This is a genomic window from Galbibacter sp. BG1 (assembly GCF_013391805.1).
Classification (GTDB): Bacteria; Bacteroidota; Bacteroidia; order Flavobacteriales; family Flavobacteriaceae; genus Galbibacter.
Window position 1 is genome coordinate 2,075,233 of record NZ_CP058364.1, and the last position, 15,927, is coordinate 2,091,159.

The window sequence follows — 15,927 nt, forward strand, 5'->3', positions numbered from 1 at the left end:
AAGTTAGGCGTCTTAAATATAGAAGCGTATTATATTTGCATTGTCTTCAGAAGTAATCAAGCTGAAGTTAACTGCTGATTTTTTCAGCATAAATATTTTCATCAATCAAAAAAAATAAAAAATGAGTATTTGGAGAGTGTTACTTTCAATTCTTAGCCCGCCCCTAGCTGTGTTGGACAAAGGTTGTGGTTCGATTATAATTGTATTTCTATTGTGGCTTTGTGGCTGGATTCCCGGCGTTATTGCCGCCTTAATTATTTTGAATAATCCTAACAGATAGTTTTACTCACTAAGTGAGATTTATAATGCCTTTTGTCCATATGATGAGGTTGTTTACTTCTGAAAAACCAACTGTATTCCGTTTCCAGAATCTTCAATGGTCAATTCGTTACCACTTAAATCGATAATGTCAAAAATATTGAAGGCTTCTTCGTCGTCAAATAAAACTAACTGAAGATTTTCAGAAACTGCATATTTGAAGGCTTCGGCCGCGGTGTTATTGCACACATCGTTCATGTCTTTTCCGTAAGATTGTGTAATTACATCTTCTAGGTTTACAAAGTTTAGATAGGTTTGGGAAGTACATTCATCTGGTGCTGTAAGCATTCCATTTTGCGTGACACCCGTTAAAAACCATTGCCCGATGAGCCGTTGATTGTAAGGAGTGTAACCATCATCATCGTTGGAACATCCTAAAGCAAGTATGATTAAAAATAAAAACAAGATTTTTTTAAAAGAATCCATAATGTAAATTGTTGGTAATCATAAAATTAATTATTTTTTAGATGATTTTCTAGTTTTTCTTTGAGGTGTTTAAAATGTTCGATAATGCGATGGTGGTTTCTAAACCTACATATGTCTGCGGGATATTGTATTTTTGTAGAAGGAATTTATGAGAGATGAATAAAAAAGTTGTTTTGCAAGATCTTGGGCATCGGGATTACAAAGAAACGTGGGATTATCAAGAGTTGCTTTTTAAAGCTATTTTAGATACAAAAATTAAAAATAGAAGGGAAGGCACTGCAGAAGAAACCCTTAATTATTTTCTATTTGTAGAGCACCCTCATGTCTACACCTTGGGTAAAAGCGGAGATTTGAAAAATTTGCTTTTAAATGAAGTTCAGTTGCGGGAAAAAGGCGCTACATTTTATAAGATCAATAGAGGGGGAGATATTACGTATCACGGGCCTGGACAAATTGTAGGGTACCCTATTTTAGATTTGGATAATTTCTTTACCGACATTCATAAGTACCTACGGTTTTTAGAGGAAGTAATTATTCTTACGCTAGAGGAATATGGACTAAAAGCTACCAGAAGTGAAGGGGAGACAGGTGTTTGGATTGATGTGGGGACTCCATTTGCGAGAAAAATATGTGCCATGGGCGTACGGGCCTCTAGATGGGTCACTATGCATGGTTTTGCTTTAAATGTGAACGCCAATTTGGGCTATTTTGATAATATTATTCCCTGTGGAATTCGTGGTAAGGGAGTTACTTCCTTAAATGTGGAGTTGGGTAAGGAAAAAATCGATGTGGTTGAAGTGAAATTGAAACTTCAAAAGCATTTCATGAAACTTTTCGAAGCCGAATTTATTGAAGAGCTTACGTAATCATATAAACTTAAGGTAAAAGAAGGTTGCAAGTCTCGATTAAGAACAAGAGATGTCCCTTGGCAGTCCCTTTTCGTAAAAAATAGCGAGCGTAAAAATATATTGCCAATCTTTTTGTCGACCCAACTACGGGGTTCATATGAAATTTAAGTAGCTCAATTAAGTTTATAACAAATCACTGAGTTTTTATCTCCCACTGTTACTATCTCGAGGTTTTTGTCATTATCAATGTCATCAAGATCTACTGCAGAGTCTCCGTAAACCGGAAAGTTTTCAATCATTTTGGCGTTACTATCAAACAAATATACTTTGTGCGTTTGTTTGTCGGTGGTGGATACATAAATCTTATCCCCTATATAAAATATTTTGGGCTGGGTGTATATTCCAAAATCTAATGTTGCCTCGTTACCATTAATAGTCAATTTATTTTCAGAAATAGTGGCAAGGGTGTTTACAGTTGCATCAATGAGATGGTTATCTTTTAGTCCAAGTTCGATTTTATTGAGTCCTCCATTTTGGTCTACCTGAATTAAATCTCCAGAGGTATTGGTGGTTGTGAACTTTCGGTCGTATAGATAAACTTCATTTCCGGAAAAATCAATAGAACCTTTTACACGCACCCTTAAATCCCCGGTTCGGTGAAGAATGTCCAGTTTTCCATCTTTTTCTTGAAGGATGATGTAATCTTTATTTCCAATGCGGATGTGCTTAGCCTTGTTGATAATGGTGTTTTCAGTTTCTTTCAAAATAAAACCATCTACTATTTGTCCGTTTCTATCGTACATTTTTATTTTTTTGCCCATAATTACTACAAACCGGTAGTCTTTGGTAATGCTGTAATCGAAGACGGCTAGGGGTTGAGTGATTTCATTGCTGAAGTCCAATGGAAATGGAGAGACATCTTCCCCGTTTCTATCCACGACCCTAAACCTATTTTTAGTCGTAAAAGCCAGTTGTAAACGCCCATTTCTATAGAGGTCTATTTGCGTGATGTCTCCATTTATTTTACTGTCCAATTTCTTTTTCCATAAAACCTTTCCATCGGTACCTATTAAATATAGATTGTTATCAACATCTTGAACTACAATTTCTTTTTTCTTAGTGTAATGATTGAGAACAAACTGTGGCTGCGTTGCAATATCATTATCTAGAGTTGTCGTGAACATTTGCGTAATGATATTTGATTGTACTGTAGAGGTACTTGCCTTTTTTAACAAAGCGTGAAAGTGCGCAAAATCCCCTTCTGCTATGTATTGAAAAGCTATAAACTTATAGTCATCAAAAGACTTGTCTGAGATAGTTTTTTTAAATTCTTCATTTAAAATAGCATCGCTGTTCTTTAGTCTTTCTAAATTTCCAATGGCTAAAATGGTAGATTCATCTGCTAGTTCGTTTCTTAAATTTCTATAAGAAGGCAATTGAGAAAGAGTAGCGCTATTTTGGTAATAGGAAATGAGGTCTTCTATCAAATTTTCATTTTCAGCAAAAACATAAAAATCGTCAATCTTTGCCACGAAATTTGTGTTGATTCCTTTAGTTATTTTAGAAAAATGGAGTTCTATAATATTTTCTTGGTTCAGTTCCCAAACATTATAATCCCTAAAGTTTTTCTTTTCCTTTACATATTTTTGGAGGCGGTCTTCGAAATCTAAATTATCTTCAACCTGAAAAGCGAAGAGCTTTGTGTCCTTAAGTCCCATTTCTATCATTTCCGTAGTGCCGTTAAAGAGCGAGTCTGTTAGTTGAGACTTTTTAGGTTCGTTTCCCTGTAGCCCGGGATAGGAAATGTAATAAGTTGCATTTAGCGGAACTATTTCTGCCGCCAAGCTGTTTCTTGGGGTAGTGTATTTAAAAACATTTAAAGTGTTGTTGGTAGAATCTTTCGTAACGGCAAGTCCGTTAAGTTTAATGTAATCTTGAGCAATACTCGCATCCACAGAGGTCCAATCATTAAAATTCACCAAATGTTTCGAAATAGTTTCTGATAAAACATTGGGAAAGAAATCTTGGCCTTTTTTGTGATTTACAAATATATTGGCCGCGGAATTATTTTGAGCCACTAGATAAAGTTTTTCCAGGGAGGGATTAGCTTTCATTTTTCCTGAATTTCTAATCATATTCTCAATAATGAGCCGCGAAGAAGAACCGATAAAGTAGTCATTTATGGAGGTGCTAAAGAGTTTTTTATTATTGATTGTTAAAATTTTTATGTTGGCGCCCTCATAAGCAATGGTTTCCATTTTTCTGTTGACAGTTGAATCTAATTGAAAAAGGTTGGTATTATTTTTACTAACGAAGGTATACTCAAATTTATTTTTTCCAATCTCATTAAAGGCTAAAAGGGATGTTTTTTTAGGATGTAAATATTGGAGTGTAGAAACCAGTGAATTAGCCTCTTGATGAACAGTACTCTTTTTTATGATTTTTAAAAAATCATTATTGATTAATTCACTTTTAAATCTATCAAAGTCATTGATTTTTATTACCACAGTTGCTTGGCGGGGGGTATAGGCTATGATTTGGTCTGTGGATACTTCCTTTTGTTTTTCACACGATTGGAGTAAGCAGCATGAAATGCCTAGAATAACAAGGAGTTGTCTCATGAAAAAAATCTTTTAAACAAAAATAGAATTAAGACTTTAAATTTAACTTGAAAATACTAATTAAATAGTGATTAAAAAATAGCAATTGCACTGTTGTAGAATATAATCAGTAAATTAATAATTGTATTAAATACTCTTTAATAATTAACTTAATTTAGTATTTATATTTTTGTTTTTAATAAAATTTTAAGATATTCGTGCTACGCTAAATTCAAATTAATTAAAATATGAGATCGAAGTTTACTTGGTTGCTGACGCTATTTATGGCGTTGGTATTACAATTCTCCTATGGACAGGAGAAAACAATTACTGGTGTGGTAACAGACCAGGACGGGCTTCCTTTACCGGGGGCAAACGTTACTGTTAAAGGTACAACTACGGGTACCCAAACAGATTTTGACGGTAACTATTCTATTAGTGCTTCAACAGGAGAAACATTGGTGTTTTCCTACGTGGGTCAGAAAACAGAAGAACGAACTGTAGGTGCTGCAAGTTCAATAAATGTAACTCTGGAACAAGATTCGCAGGCACTTGAAGAAGTTGTAGTAGTAGGTTATGGAACAACCACCAAAGAAGCATATACCGGTACTGCAACTACTATTTCAACTGAAGATATTGAACTTAAAAACAATCCTAACATCACGCAATCTTTGGCTGGAGAGGCTGCAGGGGTTCAGGTAATTAATACCTCCGGGCAACCTGGTTCTACCTCTACAGTTCGTATTCGTGGTTTTGGTTCTGTAAACGGTAACAGAGCTCCACTTTACGTAGTAGATGGAGTGCCGTTAACAACAGCATCCCTTGATGGGGACGGAGAAAGGGTTAATAATGGTAGTTTAAACGCCATTAATCCAAATGATATTAAGAGTACTACAATATTAAAAGATGCAACTGCAACTGCCATCTATGGTTCTCGTGGTGCTAATGGTGTGGTTTTAATCACTACCAAATCTGGTAGTGGCAGAGGTAATTTTATAGAGGTTGATGTTAAAACCGGTGTTAATACTCAGTTATTACCGAGGTATGATGTAATTACTTCTCCTGAAGAATCAATTGGGCTTATGTGGGAAGCTAAAGTTAATAGAGAGATTTTAACTGGAAATCCGAACCCTATTGAAACTGTAAACAATAATTTATTTACAACTATTTTGCCACCTGGCTATAATATGTGGAATGTTGCCAATGGAGCAGAATTGATTGATCCAGCTACAGGTCAAGTGCGGTCAGGAGTTACTAGAAGATACACCCCTATGCGCTATGAAGATGCTTCCTTCAATTCTGGTTTTAGAAATGAGGCAAACTTGAGAATGGGTGGAGGAGATGAAAAATCTTCCTATTATATTTCAGGAGGATTTCTTGATGATGATGGTTATGCTATCAATTCAAGCTACAAACGATATAATACACGTATCAATGTTAGATCCGATATAAAAGATTGGTTAAACGTAGGAGCTAATTTAGGTTATACATATTCTGAAAGTTTAAATAATGGTCAAACTGATGGTGCAGAAAATCTATTTGAGTTTGCAGATAAGACACCGCCAATTTACCCTGTTTTTCTTCGGGATGATAATTATCAATTGGTCCCTGATCCGATTTTTGGCGGTAATCAGTATGATTATGGTTCTGCCTCAGGTTTTAGAACAAGGCCAACCTCTGATCAATTAAACCCTGTTGGTTCTGCTCTTTATGATTATAATGGAACTGATAGGAATGAAATAATAGGTAGTTTTAATGCTACTTTAAATATTGCTGAAGGTTTAACATTTGAAACGACCTTTGGTATGCAATATTTTAACAATGATGCGATATCAGTAGGAAATCAATTTTACGGGGTTGCCACTGCCAATGAAGGTGATTTATTTCAGACAACGACAGAGAGTTTAACAACAAACTTCTTGCAATTGCTCCGCTATAAGAAATCTTTTGATAAGCATTCTTTTGAAGTATTGGTTGCTCATGAAAGTAATGACTTCGAAGAGACAATTGAAACAGCTTTTAAGGCTAAAGCTATTATTCCTCAAGGTCGAGAATTGGATAACTACATTATCAATTTACAAAATCCAACAGGTTTCAAACAGGCTAGAACTTTAGAGTCTTATTTTGGTCAATTTAATTATGATTTTGATAGAAAGTATTTTCTAACGGCTTCAGTTCGTAGGGATGGGTCTTCAAGATTTGCTAACGACAAATGGGATACCTTTGGTTCAATCGGTGGAGCTTGGGTTTTATCTAATGAAGAATTTTTGTCAGGGAATAATTTATTAAGATATTTAAAAATAAAAGCTTCATATGGTGTTACTGGGGATGAAAGCGGGGTTGATTTCTATACAGGAATTAATACTTTTGGTGTTACAAACCTAGGAGGGGAGTTTGCCGTAGCACCAGAACTTTTTGCTAACCCATCTTTAACTTGGGAAACTTCAGATCAATATCAGGCGGGTGTTGAGTTTACTTTAGGTAATTTTTTAGATGCTACTATTGATTATTATATTAAAGATACGGATAATCTTATTTTTGATAGAAGAATATCACCTTCTTCTGGAGTGGCAGTTATAACTGTAAATGATGGGGTTCTTCGAAATAGTGGTCTAGAATTTGACTTTACAGGGCATATTTTGAATACTCAAGATGTTAAGATTGATCTTTCTGTTAATGGAGCAATTTATGACAACGAAATTAGAACCATGCCTCTTGATCCAGAAACAGGAGAACCATCGGTTCTTAATATTGTTAATCGCTACGGATATTCTGAAGGAAGTTCTATATATGATTTTTATATGAGAGAATATGCTGGTGTTGATCCCGCAGATGGATATCCTATATGGAATCAATATTATGACGATTTAAATGGGAATGGAACGTTAGATGCAGGAGAATCAATTGCATCCTTAACACCTTATCTTAGTGAGAATCCTGATGCAAATATTAACAGTCAAACAACGAAGACCTATGCTGATGCAACTCAAAAATATGTAGATAAATCTGGTATTCCAGATGTAGCTGGTGCTTTTCGTTTAAACACCAAAGTACATAATTTTAGCTTGTCTGCACAATTCACCTATTCTATCGGCGGTTGGGGTTACGATGCCCAGTATGCTGAATTAATGCATGATAATAATGGGGGTATTTTAGCAACAAATAGACATACAGATGTGCGAAATAGATGGAGAGAGCCTGGCGACATTACAGACGTTCCATTAATTGCTGATCGTGTTATTCCAAATATCCTATCTCAATCAACTCGTTATTTGACTAAGACCGATTTTATAGCTTTGAATAATATTGTTTTAGGCTATTCTTTCCCTAAGAAGTCATTAGATCAATTCGGGATGACAGGACTTAATTTATTTGTTTCTGGAGATAACTTATTTTTTGAGGGAGCTAGAGATGGATTTAATCCAACTACTAGCGAAAGTGGTAATTCTGGTAGAGGGCTTTATGCTCCTTTAACTACATTTACTTTTGGAGTTAGAGCAAAATTTTAAAAAAAGAATAATGAAAAGAAATATGAAAAATTTTATATGGATTGCATGTTTAGCATCCTTGTCGATAAGCTGTGGAGACGATTTCTTGGTAGAAGAACCTACTGGAAATATTATTAACGCAGACCAATTATCAGAAGCAGTTGAGAAGAACCCTGAATTGGGCGCTGGTACAATTACAGGTATATACGCGACGATGTTTACTACTGGTACAGGGGGCACTACATCTCAACAGGATTTTGGGCAAAAAGGTTATGATGTTTATGGAGACATGATTTCTGGGGATATGGCCTTAACTGTTAGCTCGTTTGGATGGTATAGGGCCAGAATTACAGAACTACAGGCCGCAACTGACTTTACTCAACAAGAGAATTATCAAGTTTGGAGATACTACTATAGAGTAATAAATCAAGCCAACTTAGTTATTGAAAGTTTAGGGGGTAATGATGCTGTTTTACAAGACGAAGACCTTCAACATATCTTTGGTCAGGCTTTAGCGATGAGAGCACATTCCTATTTTTATTTAACTCAGTTTATGATCAACGACGTAGAGGCTTCTTGGACTTCAGAAACACTCCCTATCTACACTGAACCTGGTTTTGTTGGAAATCCTAAATCGACTACGGAGGAAGTTTATGCGCTTATGGAGGATGATTTGACTAGAGCAATTGATTTGCTAGATGGGTTTGCAAGACCATCAAAAACTCAGGTTAATAAAGAAGTGGCGCAAACAATTTTGGCTTATGTATTGGGTTCGAGAAGAGACAGATGGCAAGATGTCGTTAATTTAACAAATGAGGTGCTTTTAAATACAACAGCATCACCAATGACTGATGATGATTCTATTAATGGTATATTTGGTGGTTTCAACGATGTAAATTCTCAAGGCTGGATGTGGGGCGTAGATCTTACTTCGGATATTGCCTTAGGTCTAGTTTCTTGGTGGGGGCAGATTGATGCCTATTCCTATAGTTATGCCGCAGTAGGAGATAACAAGGGCATGGATTCCGACCTTTACGGTAGCATGCAACCCGATGATATTCGAAGGGATCAATTTTTGAATAATCCTGAGAGCTCAAGGCATTTGCAGCCATTATTTAAATTCTATGACTCAGATCGTGTTATCTTTGGAACATCGCAGATAGTGAAAGCAGATTACATCTATATGAGGTATGAAGAACCACTTCTTTTGAATATTGAAGCGCTGGCGAAGTCTGGACAGGAAAGTGCAGCTATCGCAGCCCTTACAGATTTTGTATCCACCAGAGTGGATGATGCTTCTTATATTAGTGGATTAAGTGGACAGGCCTTGATTGAAGAAATATATAAGCAGACTCGTTTGGAGTTATGGGGTGAGGGTAAAAGTTATTTAGCACTAAAGCGTAATGAGGAAACCGTTGTTAGAGGAGATAACCACTTATCTTTCCAAGGAGTTCCGATGCCTTTCGATGATGAAAGACTAACTTTTGAAATTCCACAACAAGAATTACAGGATAATAATAATATTACTACACAGAATTAACAAATGTGTATTAGTAGCATACTGCTATTATAGTAGTTTTATTTGAATTGCTTAAATAATTAGAAAAGCCCACCTTAAGGTGGGCTTTTTAATTTCTAAGCTCGTCCCTCACTAAGGTAATCTGACGTAAATAACTATGGAATATATTAGATTCGAGAAGTAAGCTCTCTTAATGTAATTGTTATTCAGTGGTTTCTTTATCAAGTAAAATAGCGAGATAAACCTATGCAAACTAAAAAATGGTTATGCTGTTTAAGGTCAAAGTATTGTTTGATTATTTTTAGCAAGATTTTGAATAAAAGAGACAATGATTTGCTTAAAATAACAGTTTTTTAAGATATGGAATAGCCTTTTCTAGTGAGGTTTTAAAAGGTGATTATTAATTCTTTATAGTATAAACTTCTAAAGGTGAATTATTACTTATTATGAAAAGTTTATCTTCATTTTCACATTGTATTATTTTTGTAGCCACTACTTCTGAATCAATAGATAAAATTCCAAGATCTGAGGCTTTGATAATTTCATCTGAATTTTTCAGAAAAAAGCCCTTTAACGAACTATAGCCTCCATGGTAGGTGTTTACTCCTAATTTGTTTCCGGTTATCAGTAAGTATTGTTCATCATCATAATCGATTTTTTCAAAAGCAGTAATTGGAGCCATTTGTAATTCATTACTAAGAGGGATGAAGTTGGTGAAATTTCCGTTTTCATTGACCAAATATCCCGACGAGAGCGTTGAAATTTCGAAAATCTTAGATTTTTTTATTTCTTTAGACCCAAATATTTCTTCTATTGTTTGAGACGAAAAAAGCTTATTTGTAGTGTATTTTTTCTTAATAAAATTTATTTGGGATTCTAACTCCATTTTTGAATTAATCGGATAATATTTATCGTCTACATTATATGCTATAATAGTTTCTTTATAACCGTCATTATTAAAATCTGAATAATACATTCTCAAAGGTTTTTCAGTGCTTGCATGAAAATGAGTGTTGAGGCCCCAATTGCCAAGAATAATATCTTTGTCGCCATCCAAATCTATGTCAAACAATAGTAATGTTTGCCAAAGTCCATTAATTTTTAAATCATCTGAAGCTGTCAATTTACCTTTGTTGTTGTAGAATATTTTAGGACTATCCCATTCTGAAGATACTATTAAGTCTGGATATCCATTGTTGTCAAGATCTTCCCAGATTGCATCCGTTACATGAGTTCTCAGTTCGAAATTAGTATTTTGAATGAACTTACCTTTACCATCGTTTTGTAATAACAATGAAAATACTTCTTGACCAAAATCTCCTTCTTTCGAGTAATTTCCAATAAATAGATCAATGTCTCCATCTTTATCGTAATCAATTGCTGAGACAACCCTGGCATTGAAGTTGTTATCGGGAATCCTATTCTGTGTTTTGCTGAAATTTCCTTTGTTGTTCAAATAAAACCTATCTCCATAAGTTCCATTCTTAGATCGTGAGCTTATGCCTGAGGCTATATACAAATCTAAATCTCCATCACCATCCGCATCAAAAAATTCAGCAGCATTGTCTTCGTAAAGCGAGTCAGATTCTATTCCAGGAATGCCTTTTAAATTAAAAGAGGATCCAGAATTCATATAAAGCTTAGCAGTGTGGCCAGAAGAATTCCCAAGGAATAAGTCTACAAAACCATTTCCATCTATATCTCCAGTTGCCACTGCTGGTCCTAAGCGTGAAACTGCATAGGGAATAAGTTTTTCATTGTGAAAGTCGTCGTATTTATCTTCCTCATGCATGAATGTAATAAAATCATTATCTTTTCTAAATGGTTTTTCAAAGGGTTTATTTACAAACTTATACTTAGAAAGTGTGTCTTTGAAGGTTACTAAGAGATTTTGGTTTACGGCAGTTCTACCAATTTTTTGAAGTGAATTATCTGGCCATATAATCTTTATAGAGTCAATATATTGATTATTTCCCAATCCAAAATGAAGCCTATTGTCCTTTGAAGATAAAAAGCCTCTAGAGCGAAACAATTGCTTTTTTTGAATTAAATTTCCTGAGTAAATAACTGCTTTCACGCCTATACCTGAGAAATTTCCTTTGGTATATTCAAAAGATAGATTAATGTACTTGTTTGAAGTTGATTCGGATTTATTTTCTAAAATTTCAGAAGCGCTATTCAAATTATTTAAAACAATATCCAAATCTCCATCATTGTCCAAATCGCAATACAATGCACCATTGCTTAGGGAAGCTTTTTCTTCAAACCATTTCCCTGTTTTTCTATCGAATTTACTGGAATTACCTTTGAAAATTTCATTTGAAACAGCGCCCGAAGGCATTTTATCTATAGAGTTGTACAGCCATTCAATTCCCCGGCTATGCGATCTGTTTTTAAAAGCATTAGAGACGTAATTCTTGAAATCAAGATCGTTAGGCCTTCTTAAAATTCCATTAGAGATAAAAAGGTCTTGATGGCCGTCATTATCAAAATCCGCAAAAAGAGGCCCCCAACTCCAATCCGTTGCCGCAAGGTTATTGAATAATGCAGTTTCGACAAAAGAGCCATTACCACTATTTATTTGAAGCATATTTCTGGCGTACTGATCTTTATATCCAAGATCACTTAAATAATTTTGCATATTATACATTGCATCATCCCCTTCACTTTCTTTTTTTACTTTCTCATCCTTGGGTAACATGTCGAGAGTGATTAAATCGATAAAGCCATCGTTGTTAATGTCTGCGGCATCACTTCCCATAGAAAAACGACTAATAGTGGAGAAGGATTTATTAAGTGATTCTACAAATGTTCCGTCTCCTTTGTTAAGGTAATAGTAATCATCTTCATGGAAATCGTTGCAAACATAAATATCATCCCAGCCGTCATTGTTGAAGTCTGAAATAGAAGCGCTTAGGCCATAACCGTTGAGCCCACCATAAATTTTAGCTTCTTCGCTAACATCCTTATATTTTCCCGATTCATTTTTGAGTAAAACATCTCCAACCTTGGAAACCCTTTTGTTTCTTATATCTGCTTTTCCATGGGATAATGTAGTGTGTATAGCATGATTTACAATATAAACGTCTAAATCATCGTCTTTATCATAGTCGAAGAAGTAAGCTTGAGTTGAGTAGCCTTTATGATTTAAGCCATATTCAGCCGACTTTTCTGAAAAAGTCCCATCTCCGTTATTGATAAATAACTCGTTGTGTCCTTTAAAGTCTAATAAGCCGGAAACAGAACACAGGTAAATATCCAAATAGCCATCATTGTTAATATCCACCATAGTTACTCCGGTATTCCAGTCAGAATTACTTTGAACCATCGCTTTGTCAGTAATATCTTCAAATTTCATTTCACCTTTATTGAGGTAAAGTCTATTTTTACCCTGGTTCGAAACGAAATATAGATCTTGTAGGCCATCATTGTTGATATCCCCCGCCGCAACTCCTCCTCCGTTATAGTAATAGATATAATTAATAATACTTTGATTGGAGCTCTCCTTAATCTCATTGACGAAATCTACTCCAGATATTTCCGAAGGGATTGAATTAAAAAGGTAGTCGTCATTACTAATTAATGCTGGTTCCTTCTCTTTCGTGCAAGCAAATAAAATAAAGAGAATGTTACCAAATATTGATATATGTCGTAAACTCATAAACATTTAAGTTAAATAAAAATTAAATATAACAGTTTCTTTTTTTTTGAATAGGGGAAATTTAATTAAACTAAAATCTATTATCTTCCACAAGAGCGTTTGTTATTCAAAGTATTTTTTGAAAATATACAGTTTTCACAACCCCAGCTTCAACTGCTCTGGTAATAACCTGAACGTCTTTCGGTGATATTTGGTTGCTCCATATTTTTCTATGGCCGCGCGATGCTCTTTGGTAGGATAGCCTTTATTTTTTTTCCAATTGTACATTGGATATTCTTCGTGAATTTGCTCCATGTAAGCATCTCGATACGTCTTGGCCAATATGGAAGCTGCCGCTATACTTAAATATTTACTATCCCCTTTAATGATACATTGATGCGGAATTTTATGGTAATTTTTAAATCTGTTGCCGTCAACTATAATGTGTTCTATATCAGTCTGCAATTGATCAAGCGCACGATGCATTCCCAGAATAGAGGCGTTTAGAATATTAATTTTATCTATTTCCGAAGGAAAAATATGGGCGACTCCAAAGCAAACAGCTTGCGTTTCAATTATGGGTCTCAATAGGTTTCTTTTAATTTCAGTCAACTGCTTTGAATCGTTTATTATTGTATTTTCAAATTCAGACGGGAGAATAACTGCTGCTGCCGTAACTGGCCCAGCTAAGCAACCCCTGCCAGCTTCATCGGTACCGGCTTCCCACTTGAAATGGCTATAAGATTTCAGCATTTTTTTCGTTATTTAAGAAATAGATGTAAATGCAATTCTTCAAAGTTAAAAAAGTAATGGCTATAGCAACCTTGTGGGGGAATAAAAATTGAAAATTGGGCGGTGAGGTTTTCATTTTTTAATATTCATCTATTATTAATAGTTGTTTGGTAACCAAATGTACAACACTCTTTTCGGGATTAGTAGGTTTTCAATTTATTGATGGGCATTTCAAGCAAATAATATACCTTTGCTTTCAAATTAATAACATAAGAGTGGAGTTCCTACCCACGAATGGAAGGATTATATTTATAGTTAGACAGAGATTAAGTGATTGATAAATTTAAACGTGTGAAGTATTTTAATTTTATTTGGATATTCCTAAGTTTTGGATTGGGTTTTGGTTACGCACAAACAGAGATTGATAGAGAGGTTGCAACCGATACCTCCTTGGCTACTTCAGAAAGAAAATTCAATAAAAAGAAAGAAGATAAAAAGGATTTTCCCATTGAGGATTATAAGATTATTTCATACGCTAGGGATACCACTCATTTCGATACTACACTTACCATTTTTAAAGAGTATAAATACAACTACCTCCGTAAAGATAATTTCGAATTACTGCCTTTCGCCAATGTTGGGCAAACCTATAATTTATTAGGTGCTGAAACTAAATTAAAAGGCTTTTACCCGAGAATGGGGGAAGAAGCTAAATACAATAATTATTTGGAGGTGGAAGATGTGGATTATTACAGGGTGCCAACGCCAACCACAGAATTGTTCTATAAAACCGTTATGGAGCAAGGCCAAATTTTGGATGCATTAATTACATTAAATACTTCCCCGCAGTTTAATTTTTCCCTTGCTTATAAGGGAACGCGCTCTCTGGGGAAATATCAACACATTTTATCGAGCTCGGGGAATTTTAGGTTCACCACCAATTATCAAACCAAGAACGGGAAATACCAAATGAGGGGGCATTACACTTCCCAAGATATTTTAAATGAAGAAAATGGGGGGTTGGCTGTTCCAGATCAATTCACTTCTGGAGACGATGAGTTTAAAGATCGTTCCCGAATCGATGTTCGCTTTGAGGATGCAGAAAATTTCTTGTTGGGTAAGAGGTATTTTTTAGATCATCGGTATTATCTGTTTAAAGAGCAGGATTCGCTTAGAAATTACGGACTCTCCATTGGGCATCAATTAATGTATGAAACAAAAACCTATGAGTTCCGTCAAGATAATGCCAATACGTATTTTGGGGAAGCGTATCAATCATCAGATCTTGAAGATCGTTCCCGTTTTAAAGCATTGAACAATCAGTTAAATCTAAACTACGATAATAAGATAATTGGGGAGGCATCTTTTCTTGTGAACTTCTATCGCTATAATTACTATTTTAATAGTTTGGTGGTGCAGGAAGATCAAACTATTGAGAATCAATTAAGGGACAACGAAATTTCCTTAGGTGGAAAATGGAAAAAACGTATCGGCGGATTTTTGGTAGCGGCCGATTTTACCCAAAACATCGTAGGCGAGATGGGAGGGACTCTGCTAAATGCTGAAATGGGTTACGATGTTAATGATGATATCAATGTAAAAGCAAACCTACATGCTTCTTCTAGAATGCCAAACTTTAATTTCTTGCTTTATCAAAGTGACTATAGGTCGTACAATTGGCAAAATGACGATTTTGAAAAGCAAAGTATAAGTACCCTGGAAGGAAGCGTAGCTTCAAAAAAATGGGGAGAGTTGAGTGTTTCGTACACCATTAGGGATAAATATGCTTATTTTCAAGAGGACCTAGATACGGGAGATTCTACATCGACCATTGCAGATGATGTGCAGCGGGTACTTCCAAATCAGTTTTCAGGTTCTATAAATTCCATAAAAGTTAAGTTTAGCAACGATTTGCATTTTCTTCGTCGGTGGGGATTGGCGAATACTATAATGTATCAAAACGTAAATCAAAGTGAAAACATTATAAATGTCCCTCAATTTACCACGAGGAATACTTTGTATTATTCCAATCATTTATTCAAAAAAGCGCTATATCTTCAAGTGGGGCTTACCGCAAAATATTTCACGGAGTATTATATGAACTCTTACAGTCCGGTTTTAGGGGAGCTTTTAATTCAGGACAGAGAAGAAATTGGAGGTTTTCCGATGATGGACTTTTTTATAAATGCTAAGGTTCGCCGTACGAGAATTTACTTAAAGGCTGAACAATTTAATACATTTTTTACAGAACCAGATTATTTTACGGCACCCAATTATCCTTATCGCGATTTTATAGTGCGTTTTGGGGTAGTTTGGAACTTCTTCACCTAAGTTGAGTTTCTTTTCTGCTAGATGT

Annotated in this window: 9 protein-coding genes; 5 read left to right on the plus strand and 4 right to left on the minus strand. The window is 35.1% G+C overall.

The features are described 5' to 3' along the window. Positions 1-121: 121 nt before the first annotated feature. Positions 122-280 carry a YqaE/Pmp3 family membrane protein gene (locus HX109_RS09250; RefSeq protein WP_178951338.1) on the plus strand — a complete coding sequence of 53 codons (159 nt, stop codon included), beginning with the start codon at positions 122-124 and terminating at the stop codon, positions 278-280. 53 nt (positions 281-333) lie between these two features. On the opposite strand, the gene HX109_RS09255 is transcribed toward HX109_RS09250, so the two are convergent. Continuing rightward, positions 334-744 carry a lipocalin family protein gene (locus HX109_RS09255; protein ID WP_178951340.1) on the minus strand — a complete coding sequence of 137 codons (411 nt, stop codon included), beginning with the start codon at positions 742-744 and terminating at the stop codon, positions 334-336. Positions 745-899: 155 nt separating this feature from the next. Between HX109_RS09255 and lipB the strand changes: the two genes are divergently transcribed. Continuing rightward, positions 900-1,610 (plus strand): lipoyl(octanoyl) transferase LipB, encoded by a 711-nt coding sequence (gene lipB, locus HX109_RS09260; protein WP_178951342.1) that lies wholly within the window; start codon positions 900-902, stop codon positions 1,608-1,610. Between the two features lie 155 nt (positions 1,611-1,765). Here the strand turns inward: lipB and HX109_RS09265 are convergent, their stop codons facing one another. Next, positions 1,766-4,213: a ribonuclease HII gene (locus HX109_RS09265; RefSeq protein ID WP_178951344.1), complete on the minus strand. Its 2,448-nt coding sequence runs from the start codon at positions 4,211-4,213 to the stop codon at positions 1,766-1,768. 227 nt (positions 4,214-4,440) lie between these two features. Between HX109_RS09265 and HX109_RS09270 the strand changes: the two genes are divergently transcribed. After that, positions 4,441-7,701: a SusC/RagA family TonB-linked outer membrane protein gene (locus HX109_RS09270; RefSeq protein ID WP_178951346.1), complete on the plus strand. Its 3,261-nt coding sequence runs from the start codon at positions 4,441-4,443 to the stop codon at positions 7,699-7,701. A 10-nt stretch (positions 7,702-7,711) separates the two neighbouring features. Further along, the gene (locus tag HX109_RS09275; protein WP_178951348.1) at positions 7,712-9,220 is read left to right on the plus strand and encodes a RagB/SusD family nutrient uptake outer membrane protein; all 1,509 of its coding nucleotides are present in this window, start codon (positions 7,712-7,714) and stop codon (positions 9,218-9,220) included. Positions 9,221-9,599: 379 nt separating this feature from the next. On the opposite strand, the gene HX109_RS09280 is transcribed toward HX109_RS09275, so the two are convergent. Continuing rightward, complete coding sequence (locus HX109_RS09280) at positions 9,600-12,860, minus strand: VCBS repeat-containing protein (protein ID WP_178951350.1); 3,261 nt, start codon at positions 12,858-12,860, stop codon at positions 9,600-9,602. Positions 12,861-12,995: 135 nt separating this feature from the next. Further along, the gene (locus tag HX109_RS09285) at positions 12,996-13,592 is read right to left on the minus strand and encodes a ribonuclease HII (RefSeq protein WP_178951352.1); all 597 of its coding nucleotides are present in this window, start codon (positions 13,590-13,592) and stop codon (positions 12,996-12,998) included. A 330-nt stretch (positions 13,593-13,922) separates the two neighbouring features. On the opposite strand from HX109_RS09285, the gene HX109_RS09290 reads away from it, so the two are divergent. Next, on the plus strand, positions 13,923-15,902 hold the full coding sequence (locus tag HX109_RS09290; protein ID WP_178951354.1) for a putative porin: 1,980 nt from the start codon (positions 13,923-13,925) through the stop codon (positions 15,900-15,902). Positions 15,903-15,927: the final 25 nt, after the last annotated feature.

Coding starts and splice junctions, on each gene's coding strand:
- HX109_RS09250 (WP_178951338.1), top strand. CDS start 122: ATGAGTATTTGGAGAGTGTTACTTTCAATTCTTAGCCCGCCCCTAGCT.
- HX109_RS09255 (WP_178951340.1), bottom strand. CDS start 744: ATGGATTCTTTTAAAAAAATCTTGTTTTTATTTTTAATCATACTTGCT.
- lipB (WP_178951342.1), top strand. CDS start 900: ATGAATAAAAAAGTTGTTTTGCAAGATCTTGGGCATCGGGATTACAAA.
- HX109_RS09265 (WP_178951344.1), bottom strand. CDS start 4,213: ATGAGACAACTCCTTGTTATTCTAGGCATTTCATGCTGCTTACTCCAA.
- HX109_RS09270 (WP_178951346.1), top strand. CDS start 4,441: ATGAGATCGAAGTTTACTTGGTTGCTGACGCTATTTATGGCGTTGGTA.
- HX109_RS09275 (WP_178951348.1), top strand. CDS start 7,712: ATGAAAAGAAATATGAAAAATTTTATATGGATTGCATGTTTAGCATCC.
- HX109_RS09280 (WP_178951350.1), bottom strand. CDS start 12,860: ATGAGTTTACGACATATATCAATATTTGGTAACATTCTCTTTATTTTA.
- HX109_RS09285 (WP_178951352.1), bottom strand. CDS start 13,592: ATGCTGAAATCTTATAGCCATTTCAAGTGGGAAGCCGGTACCGATGAA.